This window comes from Streptococcus sp. 29896 (genome assembly GCF_032594915.1).
In the GTDB taxonomy this organism is placed as follows: Bacteria; Bacillota; Bacilli; order Lactobacillales; family Streptococcaceae; genus Streptococcus; species Streptococcus suivaginalis.
On record NZ_CP118733.1, the window covers coordinates 1,342,812 to 1,356,830 of the forward strand.

General features: G+C 46.8%; 1 protein-coding gene. It reads right to left on the reverse strand.

Annotated elements, in window-relative coordinates; all coding sequences use genetic code 11:
• Positions 1 to 373 precede the first annotated feature (373 nt).
• Entirely contained in the window at positions 374 to 13,840 is a 13,467-nt protein-coding gene (locus PXH68_RS06265; protein WP_316715506.1) for a mucin-binding protein, read from the reverse strand.
• Positions 13,841 to 14,019: the final 179 nt, after the last annotated feature.

Below are 14,019 nucleotides of genomic sequence, written 5' to 3' on the forward strand. Positions count from 1 at the left end.
AAAAATGTGCAAAATTCTTCTTAAATAGTAACATTTGTCTTGAAATTACACTGATTGCCATTCTGTTATTATTTTGTTACTCCAGTGAACAAGGAGGCTTCATTTCTCGAATTCCAACTTCAAATAAACCCTACACTTGTTCGAGCTACCGTACATTACCTCCTGCCCTAACCGTATAGGTCATCTTTTATTACACCATTAATTCCCCTGCTCTACCCCAGCACCGTCTGTCGATTGTTACATATTTCTAAAAACAAACTAAAAGACTCTATTTTGGGAACATAATCATTACCACAGGGAAACAACCTAAAAAAGACACCCTCGTAAATGAGGATGTCTCGTATTTAGTCATTTAAACTGTTACCACATGGTATCAATCTTCACGACGTTTTTTCAAGCCAATTTTTGTAGCTGTCAACATACTCAAACCTAGCAGGCTTAGTACACTGGAATCTATTTCTCCAGTATTTGGCAGAGCCTCAGACTTAGTAGCAGGCTGAACTACGGACGGCACAATTGGACTAGCCTTTGGAGGACTTGGTTTCGCTATGACTTTCGGTGCCTCTGGAACGTAGGTAATCGGTGTATCAACTCCTGGATCCGTTGGAATTGGCGGAAGTTCATAACCCTTGCTTGGATCATCTGGATCAACTGGTGGCAATGGGGTCACTCCATCTGGACCAACTGGGATAAAGCCTGGGACATGTGGAAGGGTTGGAACTGCGTCACCTGGCTTGGTTGGATCCGTTGGATGATTTGGATACGGGATTGGAGTTACTGGCTGGCCTGGAATATTTGGTACCCAAGAGCCGATTGGAACATAGACATAAGTGACAACTGTTCCACCCTCAACCATGGTACCCGTTGCGTTGGTTGGAATTTCCTTAAGAAGATAACCTTCAATAACCTTGCCTTCGCTAGTGTAACTATCACCAACCTTGCCTTCAGTGATAATTGGTGGAAGGAGGTCCTTGCCAGATTCGTCCACATATTTCACAGTGACTGTCGATGACTTAGGTGCCTCTGGAACGTAGGTAATCGGTGTATCAACTCCTGGATCCGTTGGAATTGGTGGAAGCTCATAACCCTTGCTTGGATCGTCTGGATCAACAGGCGGCAATGGGGTCACTCCATCTGGACCAACTGGGATAAAGCCTGGGACATGTGGAAGGGTTGGAACTTCATCGCCTGGCTTGGTAGGATCCGTTGGATGATTTGGATACGGAATTGGTGGCACTGGTTGACCTGGAATATTTGGTACCCAAGAGCCGATCGGAACATAGACATAAGTGACAACTGTTCCACCCTCAACCATGGTACCCGTTGCGTTGGTTGGAATTTCCTTAAGAAGATAACCTTCAATAACCTTGCCTTCGCTAGTGTAACTATCACCAACCTTGCCTTCAAGTTTGGTCGACGGTATCAATTCCTTGCCAGACTCATCCACGTATTTCACAGTGACTGTCGATGACTTAGGTGCCTCTGGAACGTAGGTAATCGGCGTGTCAACTCCTGGATCCGTTGGAATTGGTGGAAGCTCATAACCCTTGCTTGGATCATCTGGATCAACTGGTGGCAACGGGGTCACTCCATCTGGACCAACTGGGACAAAGCCTGGGACATGTGGAAGGGTTGGAACTGCGTCGCCTGGCTTGGTCGGATCCGTTGGATGATTTGGATATGGGATTGGAGTCACTGGTTGACCTGGAATGTTTGGTACCCAAGAGCCGATTGGAACATAGACATAAGTGACAACTGTTCCACCCTCAACCATGGTACCCGTTGCGTTGGTTGGAATTTCCTTAAGAAGATAACCTTCAATAACCTTGCCTTCGCTAGTGTAACTATCACCAACCTTGCCTTCAGTGATAATTGGTGGAAGGAGGTCCTTGCCAGATTCGTCCACATATTTCACAGTGACTGTCGATGACTTAGGTGCCTCTGGAACGTAGGTAATCGGTGTATCAACTCCTGGATCCGTTGGAATTGGTGGAAGCTCATAACCCTTGCTTGGATCGTCTGGATCAACAGGCGGCAATGGGGTCACTCCATCTGGACCAACTGGGATAAAGCCTGGGACATGTGGAAGGGTTGGAACTTCATCGCCTGGCTTGGTCGGATCCGTTGGATGATTTGGATATGGGATTGGAGTCACTGGTTGACCTGGAATGTTTGGTACCCAAGAGCCGAGCGCCTTGTAGACTACGATTTCATCTACATTATCTGTCGTAGCTGTCGCCTCGATAACTTCTGCCGTTGCGCCTGGTGTGACTGGCTGACCATTTCTAGTCGCTGTAGTAACCACATAGCCTGTCACCAATGGTAGAGCCTGACCTTCCAGAGTGCTATCGCCATCTTTAGCTGTCCATTCGGTGTAGGTCACCTGCTTGGTCACATGATTGTAGCTACCCGTCCGCTCGAAGGTGACAGAATTGGTCTTGCTTTCGGTATTCGGAACTGGCTGACCGTCGACAGTATCCAGTTTGTAAGCCACTGTACGAGTGATGGTCTTGGTCACTTCTTCCCAACGTGGTCCATTTGGATTAGTCGGATCGACTGGTGTACCTGGGGTCTGTGGATTGTCTGGGGTGGTTGTGACCACTTTCTCCCTGAACATAACTGTGTACACTTGTGGACTTGAACTATCGCGGTCGTAGGTCGCATTCCTTGGGAAGTTATCCTGCACCAGTTCATAGCCACGTTCTTCAATCAAGGCAATGGTTTCTGCGGTACTGTAAACGATTGGCTGATCTGCTAGACCAGTTACTTCATCGGCTGGAGAGAGAACCTTGTTGGTGCCTTCTTCCAAGTATTGGATAACAGCCTTCTGCTCTAGTGCCTTGTAAGTAATGATCGTTGGTTGCGTTGGGTCAGTCGGTACTGGTGGGATGTAATTGCCATCTGGATCCTTAGGTAACTCATTGCCATCTGGTCCAACTGGCACATAGCCATCCACCTTCGGAATCGCTGGGGTCGGGGTTGGATTTCCCGGCTTGGTCGGATCCGTCGGATGGTTCGGATACGGAATTGGTGGTACTGGATCTGTACCTGGCGGTGGAGTGATGGTCCAAGAGCCGAGCACCTTGTAGACTACGATTTCATCTACATTATCTGTCGTAGCTGTCGCCTCGATAACTTCTGCCGTTGCGCCTGGTGTGACTGGCTGACCATTTCTAGTCGCTGTAGTAACCACATAGCCTGTCACCAATGGTAGAGCCTGACCTTCCAGAGTGCTATCGCCATCTTTAGCTGTCCATTCGGTGTAGGTCACCTGCTTGGTCACATGGTTGTAGCTACCCGTCCGCTCGAAGGTGACAGAATTGGTCTTGCTTTCGGTATTCGGAACTGGCTGACCGTCGACAGTATCCAGTTTGTAAGCCACTGTACGAGTGATGGTCTTGGTCACTTCTTCCCAACGTGGTCCATTTGGATTAGTCGGATCGACTGGTGTACCTGGGGTCTGTGGATTGTCTGGGGTGGTTGTGACCACTTTCTCCCTGAACATAACTGTGTACACTTGTGGACTTGAACTATCGCGGTCGTAGGTCGCATTCCTTGGGAAGTTATCCTGCACCAGTTCATAGCCACGTTCTTCAATCAAGGCAATGGTTTCTGCGGTACTGTAAACGATTGGCTGATCTGCTAGACCAGTTACTTCATCGGCTGGAGAGAGAACCTTGTTGGTGCCTTCTTCCAAGTATTGGATAACAGCCTTCTGCTCTAGTGCCTTGTAAGTAATGATCGTTGGTTGCGTTGGGTCAGTCGGTACTGGTGGGATGTAATTGCCATCTGGATCCTTAGGTAACTCATTGCCATCTGGTCCAACTGGCACATAGCCATCCACCTTCGGAATCGCTGGGGTCGGGGTTGGATTTCCCGGCTTGGTCGGATCCGTCGGATGGTTCGGATACGGAATTGGTGGTACTGGATCTGTACCTGGCGGTGGAGTGATGGTCCAAGAGCCGAGCACCTTGTAGACTACGATTTCATCTACATTATCTGTCGTAGCTGTCGCCTCAATAACTTCTGCCGTTGCGCCCGGGGTGACTGGCTGACCATTTCTAGTCGCTGTAGTAGCCACATAGCCTGTCACCAATGGTAGAGCCTGACCTTCCAGAGTGCTATCGCCATCTTTAGCTGTCCATTCGGTGTAGGTCACCTGCTTGGTCACATGGTTGTAGCTACCCGTCCGCTCGAAGGTGACAGAATTGGTCTTGCTTTCGGTATTCGGAACTGGCTGACCGTCGACAGTATCCAGTTTGTAAGCCACTGTACGAGTGATGGTCTTGGTCACTTCTTCCCAACGTGGTCCATTTGGATTAGTCGGATCGACTGGTGTACCTGGGGTCTGTGGATTGTCTGGGGTGGTTGTGACTACTTTCTCCCTGAACACAACTGTGTACACTTGTGGACTTGAACTATCGCGGTCGTAGGTCGCATTCCTTGGGAAGTTATCCTGCACCAGTTCATAGCCACGTTCTTCAATCAAGGCAATGGTTTCTGCGGTACTGTAAACGATTGGCTGATCTGCTAGACCAGTTACTTCATCGGCTGGAGAGAGAACCTTGTTGGTGCCTTCTTCCAAGTATTGGATAACAGCCTTCTGCTCTAGTGCCTTGTAAGTAATGATCGTTGGTTGCGTTGGGTCAGTCGGTACTGGTGGGATGTAATTGCCATCTGGATCCTTAGGTAACTCATTGCCATCTGGTCCAACTGGCACATAGCCATCCACCTTCGGAATCGCTGGGGTCGGAGTTGGATCTCCCGGCTTGGTCGGATCCGTCGGATGGTTCGGATACGGAATTGGTGGCACTGGATCTGTACCTGGCGGTGTAGTGATGGTCCAAGAGCCGAGCGCCTTGTAGACTACGATTTCATCTACATTATCTGTCGTAGCTGTCGCCTCGATAACTTCTGCCGTTGCGCCTGGTGTGACTGGCTGACCATTTCTAGTCGCTGTAGTAGCCACATAGCCTGTCACCAATGGTAGAGCCTGACCTTCCAGAGTGCTATCACCATCTTTAGCTGTCCATTCGGTGTAGGTCACCTGCTTGGTCACATGGTTGTAGCTACCCGTCCGCTCGAAGGTGACAGAATTGGTCTTGCTTTCGGTATTTGGAACTGGCTGACCGTCGACAGTATCCAGTTTGTAAGCCACTGTACGAGTGATGGTCTTGGTCACTTCTTCCCAACGTGGTCCATTTGGATTAGTCGGATCGACTGGTGTACCTGGGGTCTGTGGATTGTCTGGGGTAGTTGTGACTACTTTCTCTCTGAACACAACTGTGTACACTTGTGGACTTGAACTATCGCGGTCGTAGGTCGCATTCCTTGGGAAGTTATCCTGCACCAGTTCATAGCCACGTTCTTCAATCAAGGCAATGGTTTCTGCGGTACTGTAAACGATTGGCTGATCTGCTAGACCAGTTACTTCATCGGCTGGAGAGAGAACCTTGTTGGTGCCTTCTTCCAAGTATTGGATAACAGCCTTCTGCTCTAGTGCCTTGTAAGTAATGATCGTTGGTTGCGTTGGGTCAGTCGGTACTGGTGGGATGTAATTGCCATCTGGATCCTTAGGTAACTCATTGCCATCTGGTCCAACTGGCACATAGCCATCCACCTTCGGAATCGCTGGGGTCGGGGTTGGATCTCCCGGCTTGGTCGGATCTGTTGGATGGTTCGGATACGGAATTGGTGGCACTGGATCTGTACCTGGCGGTGGAGTGATGGTCCAAGAGCCGAGCGCCTTGTAGACTACGATTTCATCTACATTATCTGTCGTAGCTGTCGCCTCGATAACTTCTGCCGTTGCGCCTGGTGTGACTGGCTGACCATTTCTAGTCGCTGTAGTAGCCACATAGCCTGTCACCAATGGTAGAGCCTGACCTTCCAGAGTGCTATCGCCATCTTTAGCTGTCCATTCGGTGTAGGTCACCTGCTTGGTCACATGGTTGTAGCTACCCGTCCGCTCGAAGGTGACAGAATTGGTCTTGCTTTCGGTATTCGGAACTGGCTGACCGTCGACAGTATCCAGTTTGTAAGCCACTGTACGAGTGATGGTCTTGGTCACTTCTTCCCAACGTGGTCCATTTGGATTAGTCGGATCGACTGGTGTACCTGGGGTCTGTGGATTGTCTGGGGTAGTTGTGACTACTTTCTCTCTGAACACAACTGTGTACACTTGTGGACTTGAACTATCGCGGTCGTAGGTCGCATTCCTTGGGAAGTTATCCTGCACCAGTTCATAGCCACGTTCTTCAATCAAGGCAATGGTTTCTGCGGTACTGTAAACGATTGGCTGATCTGCTAGACCAGTTACTTCATCGGCTGGAGAGAGAACCTTGTTGGTGCCTTCTTCCAAGTATTGGATAACAGCCTTCTGCTCTAGTGCCTTGTAAGTAATGATCGTTGGTTGCGTTGGGTCAGTCGGTACTGGTGGGATGTAATTGCCATCTGGATCCTTAGGTAACTCATTGCCATCTGGTCCAACTGGCACATAGCCATCCACCTTCGGAATCGCTGGGGTCGGGGTTGGATCTCCCGGCTTGGTCGGATCTGTTGGATGGTTCGGATACGGAATTGGTGGCACTGGATCTGTACCTGGCGGTGGAGTGATGGTCCAAGAGCCGAGCGCCTTGTAGACTACGATTTCATCTACATTATCTGTCGTAGCTGTCGCCTCGATAACTTCTGCCGTTGCGCCTGGTGTGACTGGCTGACCATTTCTAGTCGCTGTAGTAGCCACATAGCCTGTCACCAATGGTAGAGCCTGACCTTCCAGAGTGCTATCGCCATCTTTAGCTGTCCATTCGGTGTAGGTCACCTGCTTGGTCACATGGTTGTAGCTACCCGTCCGCTCGAAGGTGACAGAATTGGTCTTGCTTTCGGTATTCGGAACTGGCTGACCGTCGACAGTATCCAGTTTGTAAGCCACTGTACGAGTGATGGTCTTGGTCACTTCTTCCCAACGTGGTCCATTTGGATTAGTCGGATCGACTGGTGTACCTGGGGTCTGTGGATTGTCTGGGGTGGTTGTGACCACTTTCTCTCTGAACACAACTGTGTACACTTGTGGACTTGAACTATCGCGGTCGTAGGTCGCATTCCTTGGGAAGTTATCCTGCACCAGTTCATAGCCACGTTCTTCAATCAAGGCAATGGTTTCTGCGGTACTGTAAACGATTGGCTGATCTGCTAGACCAGTTACTTCATCGGCTGGAGAGAGAACCTTGTTGGTGCCTTCTTCCAAGTATTGGATAACAGCCTTCTGCTCTAGTGCCTTGTAAGTAATGATTGTTGGTTGCGTTGGGTCAGTCGGTACTGGTGGGATGTAATTGCCATCTGGATCCTTAGGTAACTCATTGCCATCTGGTCCAACTGGCACATAGCCATCCACCTTCGGAATCGCTGGGGTCGGGGTTGGATCTCCCGGCTTGGTTGGGTCCGTCGGATGGTTTGGATACGGAATTGGTGGCACTGGATCTGTACCTGGCGGTGGAGTGATGGTCCAAGAGTCGAGCGCCTTGTAGACTACGATTTCATCTACATTATCTGTCGTAGCTGTCGCCTCGATAACTTCTGCCGTTGCGCCTGGGGTGACTGGCTGACCATTTCTAGTCGCTGTAGTAGCCACATAGCCTGTCACCAATGGTAGAGCCTGACCTTCCAGAGTGCTATCGCCATCTTTAGCTGTCCATTCGGTGTAGGTCACCTGCTTGGTCACATGGTTGTAGCTACCCGTCCGCTCGAAGGTGACAGAATTGGTCTTGCTTTCGGTATTCGGAACTGGCTGACCGTCGACAGTATCCAGTTTGTAAGCCACTGTACGAGTGATGGTCTTGGTCACTTCTTCCCAACGTGGTCCATTTGGATTAGTCGGATCGACTGGTGTACCTGGGGTCTGTGGATTGTCTGGGGTGCTAGGAGTGGTCTTTTGAACCAATTCAAATACAAACTCTTGAGGAACATCCTTATCTGTGTCATAAGGAGTTGTTGGAGCATAGGAATGCTTATTGCTGACAAGATAGCCAGAAGCCTCATATGAGTTCACAAGAGGTGTTACATCGTAGCCAATCTCCTCACTAGATTTACCAGATAGGGAGATGGTATTCAACTCCTTCTTGGCCTGTGGATTGGTCACATCGACAAAGCGGATAATCGCCTCTTGCCTATCTTTTTGATAAGTAACAACTTCCACAATATCAGCAGCTTCAGCTTCCACCAAACGTGGTGTTTCAGTCACACTGGCCTCTACTTCAACGGCATCCGATGTCGTCCGCTTAACAGAATATCCTGCTAGGGATGGCAATGGGTTACCCGCCAATTCCTTATCACTATCAACTGCTTGCCAAGGTCCATAAGTAACTGCCCCTGTTATCAGATTAACCGTAGCAGTTCGAGTAAAGCTAACTGTATCTTCAAATACAGGAGATAAAGGCGCTCCAGCTTCATCTACATACGAAATGGTCCGCTTGACTTCATCTTTGGTGACAATCCCTTTTACAGAATCTGGCCATTTTGGAATCGTTGGGTCTGGATTTTCAGGATCGTACGGAACAACTCTTTCAGTCAAATGGTAAACAAACTCATCATGACTATTCGGATCTGGTGAGAATACCCCATCTTTATCATAGTTGGACATATCTCGAACTTCATAGCCAAGCTGTCTGTATTTTTCAATCGTATCAGTCGTATCAACTGTGAAGGTTTCACCTGTTTTACCCGTCAAAGCAATCTCTTCTACAAGCACTTCTTGACTAGGATTGGTGACATTGATAAAGCTAATTTTACCAATCTGAATATTAGGAGTATAGACAACAATTTCAGTAATATCACTATCTTGATGGGTAACCGTCTTATTACGCGTTGTTGAAAGTGGCAACACTTCCTCTCCATTTGCTCTTGCTTTGGTCGCTGTATAGCCTAATACCTCTGGTAAAGCATACCCCTCTAAAGTTGCATCGTTATTCTTAGCTGTCCAATTAGTATAGGTAATCTGATTGCTTACAAAGTTATAGGTACCAGTCCGCTCAAACGTAACAGTGTTTGACTGACTGCTGGTTCCTGGAGCTTCTGGTCCATCCACCTCATTAAGCTTATAAGAAACTGTACGAGTGATGGTCTTGGTCACTTCCTCCCAACGAGGACTAGCTGGATTATCGGGATTTGCCGGATCACCTGGGGTCTTCGGTTGGTCTGGAGTTGTTACACTTGTCTTAGGCCGGAATAAGATATCCCAGTTCTGAACTCGCGCTGTATCCCTATCAAAGGTCTTATTCTGGTCTGTTGTATATCCATCGTCAACCAGTTCGTAGCCACGCGCCTCAATTTCAGCAATCTTAGCATCTGTTGTATAAGCGATAGGTGCAGAGGAGTAACCTATCTCCTGGTCTTTAGCCAACTCAGGTCCATCCACAACCCTATATGTAAAGGTTGCTAATTGCTTATCATGTTCACGATAGACAATCGTAATGGTCTCATCCACCGCCTCTGCTGGAACATTGGTCCGCTCCGCAACATCCAGCTGACTGGCTGTATAATTTGGAATGACTGGGGATGTTACCTCAGGGAAATCGTCATCAGCAGATATCCAAGGACTATAGGTAATATCTCCTGTCAATGGGTTGGCTGTCGCAGTCCGTGTATACTGGAGAACTTTTTCAACAGTTGCACTTGCCTCACGACCATCTGCATAGATGTAACGAATGGTTCGCTTGACTGTTTCTCTAAGCTCATCCTCAGGGATATCAATCACCTTAGGTACATAGGTAGTGGATACTTTGGTCCCATTGACATCCGCAATAGTGATTGTTACACCGCTAGCCAGTCCAACAAAATTTGGCTCTGGGGTAAAGGTAATGGTGCCGTCGCTATTCAAACGATAAACACCCTCACCATCCACTTGAACACTGTCTACTTCCTGACCTTGTTGATTGATGAGTTTACGACTAGCAGGATTTAAGGCTACAACCTCTGAAGCTGGATCATATACCTGATCACCATTCAAATCAATTTGCCCAGCAGTAAAGAAGTCACTCCTAGAAGTTTGCTCCGCCCCTTTTAAGCCGTAAGTCTTATCTGGATCAGCAATGGGACGAACTTCAATAACATTTGGTGAGTAAGAGGTAACAACGGTCGTACCATTACTATCCGCCTGACGAACACTGACTGGAGTTGGAGTGCCATAGTAATTCGGTAGTGGTTTAAAGGTAATACTGCCATCCGAATGCAAGACATAGCTACCTTGATTAGGTACTTCTACTCTGGTCGCAGGCTGACCACTAGCATCAAGCAGGGTCAACGTCGACGAAACCAGTTCACCCACACCGTCAATCTGAGAGCCTTTGGCAAAGGTCGGACGACCTGTCTGCTCTTTTCCTTGTACACCAATCGAAGTCGCTGCAACTGCAGTAGGGCTAAGTGGTGTAATCGTAGGAGTATAGGTCGCCCTTGCTGCAGAACCATTGACATCCTTAGCTTGAACCGTTACAGGTAACAAACTACCAATGAAACGTTTGCCTTCTTCATTTGGTGTATAGGTAACGGTGCCATCAGGTCTGGAAATGGTGTACTCACCCACTGCTGTTCGAACTCCATTAACCATCGCATAGGCCGTTGTAGTATCAACTGGATTCGAACTATCATCCAATAGTTTTGTCGTATTTGTATCCATCGGAACTTGAGCACCTGTGGAGGTTGTCCCTGGAACGAAGGTCGGTCTACCAGTCTGAACAGCACCTTGAACAGCGCTAGAAGTAGCATCAATACCGCTCGGGACAACTGCAACAACATGTGGTATGTACCTACCATCCATGGTATTGGTCTGGTCCGAAATATTAGCAACTCCATGTACATCCGTTGTCGCAGTCCATCCAGTTGTATAGGCAACCTTACCAGCCTGATCCACTACTGTACTTGTTCGACGAATCGTAATCCCCTTGGCCTGTTTGACAATGCTACCATCCGCACGCTTAGTTACAAAATCTGCTTCTGGAATAAATTCTACATCAACATTCTTACCATTAGCAGTAATCTTATAGCGACCCTCACCTGGCACGACATAGTAGCCATCAACCAACTCACTATCCTGAACTAATTGACCATTTTCTTTGACGATAGAAGGTGGCACATTTTCATCAATTTTCGCGGTAGTATTTTCATATGAATTTTTACCAAAGGCAGAAAATTCAATCGTTGCATTTTGTCTTTCCCCTTGGCTAGCGGAGGTTTCCTTTTTGCTACCTCTAGGTGGATGTGTTAACTGTACCTGGAAATCTTCTACTTCCCCGGAAAAAGCCGTCAAATGTGGGGTCAAAACATCATTTCTATCTACAGCAATACGAACACGAACACCTAATTTGGTTAAGTCCGTATCTATAATTTGAGGAATCCCACTAAAGTTTAGTGTATAGGTATTTGCTGCTGTTACTTCGACAATTCCTGACGCCTCTCCTGCATCAAAAATTCCATTATTGTTGAAATCAATCCATCCCTGCATATGAGCCTTTGGATTCCCATTTGCCGATGCTTGTAGTTTTAACTCATAGGTACCATTGGAAGAATGATGCAATGTATAATTATTATTATTTTTAGCCGCATTACTTGCCCCCATGAGCTGAATCGGTCCCTCGTCCCACTGGTTAATTAGCTCATCACGATACCATGGAGCAGCGTCAGCTGGAATAGCCTCTGGTACAAAATCCAAATCAGCCATTACAGTTCCTAGAAATGGGTTCTTATCCGCAACATTGAGGTTAAGGGCGTGTTTACCTTCCCCATATGAGGCTGGAGCATCCCCTTCATCATAGACCATGACCCCAATCATGGCAGACTGTCTACCCATTGAAGTGATAAACATCCCTACTTCTGAAGCATTCTTAGTAAGCAAAATAGGTGTTGAATACTCCTCATTCGGAGCAACATTGGACTTCATACGGTTTGTTACTGGCCCAAAAACCTTAGTACCTAACCCATCTACCAGGGTCATACTTCCCTCTGTTGAGGTTTGTCCTGCAGTTGCAATGGTTTCTGACGTGCCAACATTGACATAGTCCAAAGGATTAAAACGTGCCGCCCAATTGTTGGGGATAGTGACATCTTCAAATTTATTTCTATCGTGGAAGTAGGCCGTCGTGATGGGACTGTAGGACGACAAGGTCAAATTGTTAGATAGTTCTCCAAGAAGTTCAAAATTTTCTCCATTGGTCGTGAAAATGACAAGTTCATCCCTCTTAGCTTCTTCTGACTCCATCATGACAAAATTTATCGGAACAGATTTACCAAGATAAGTTGCAGACCCACGGAAGATGACCCCTACGTTTCCTCCATCCTTGTGAGACTGTAGGGTTACTGCTTTATTACCAAAATTCAATCCCTGTCTAGCCGCCTGCGACCAGGTCGTATCCTGCTTAACAGCAATAATCTCTGCTTGTTCACCTGTTCTAATGACATGGTTTTTTCGATTTGCATCAAAATATTTCTCTCGATCTGTTCCAGCAACCCGTTCTTTATAAATATCCGTTGCTTCAAAAGGTTTTAGATCGATTACTTCCAGAGTTACCTCATAACCTGGAGCAATAACTTTCTTATATTTAGTACCAATTCGAAGAGATGGGGCTAATTTGTTACCATCAGCTTGGTTAGGGGCGGTACCAGTTCCCGAAATGGTACTAGTATCCGAAAAATCAATCCATGTAATCTGATTTAATAGCTTATCTCGGCTAACTCCTTGGTAGTTTTTGAAGTTTTGTGTACCTGAAAAAGCAGTTCTATTCTCCGCAGGAATAGCCCTAAATCCACTCGTACCTTCGGTGTTGCCACTAGCTGCAGTGGTCGTTTCTGTCAACGGATTATCCTTCTCATCTTTTTTACGCGTCACAGCAAAGGATAGGATATTGGTTTCATTTTCCGTCACAACTTTTGTCATTACATTTGGCTGACCATCTGCCAAACGATAATTCGAAGACAATTTTTCAGCAGTAACTGTTACCTCAGTCTTGGCTATTTCGTCAGTAGTGGTTACAGAAACATAGCCTACTTGACCAAGTTTCTTCTCTTCACCTGTTTCCACATCGGTCTGGATAACCTTATATGGAATATGTACAGTCCGTTCTGGAGCCGAAACAAAATGGTCTTTTGCTACTTCCTCAGACTTTGGTGTCGCTACCTCCGTATTTTCAAAAACTGGAATAGTTTTCCTATCATCGGCTGAAGCTGACTCCTTAGTTTTTTCCAATTCCGCATCTTCGATTTTTTCAAGACGGACTGTAATAAGATTCTCTTGACCTTCAACAATAGTCACCAACTGTTCTTCATCCTGATCTACTGCCAGGCGATAACCCTCTGGTAATTTAGATGGAAGGTTTAAATTATGGCTAGCCTGCTCATCGACTGTCATTACCTCTATAGAAAAGGTTTCAGATAACAGAACTGTACCGGTTTGATCAACATATCTCACAGTGTAAGAAAACACAGCCTGTCTGGTTTTAGGTGTTTCATCCACAAATGGTTGGACTTCTGCCTCTTCTATATCGTTTTGAGAAACCTCAGATGGTTGAACAGCAACTGATTCTTCAATTAAAGGTTCGGTAACAGCCAAAATTGTAGATTTTGCAGGCAAAACATCTTCAGAAAGAGGCAATCCATCTGCTCTTTCTTCACTAACAACAAGTTCTTGCCCCACGGGAGGAACAGGTACTTCCTCGGTAGCACTTACCTTACTACCCGCCCCCAATGCCAGCGATACCCCTAAAAGTACGCTAGCAGCACCAAAATGAAATTTTCTGATTGAAAAACGCTGTTTAGCGGCATACCAATCAAAACCTTTTCTTCCTTTTCTCATAAAAAGGCCCCCATTTCTTAATATTATTATATCAATAGACATTGTCATACTATCATACTGCACAGTTCTAATCAAGTAATTATCGGTTGCTATTAGCAAATCTTAATAAACTTTAAATGGATCGCCTAAGGAATGGTGACAAGGAATCAATAAACAAGTCTGCCGATTGTAATAGAAAT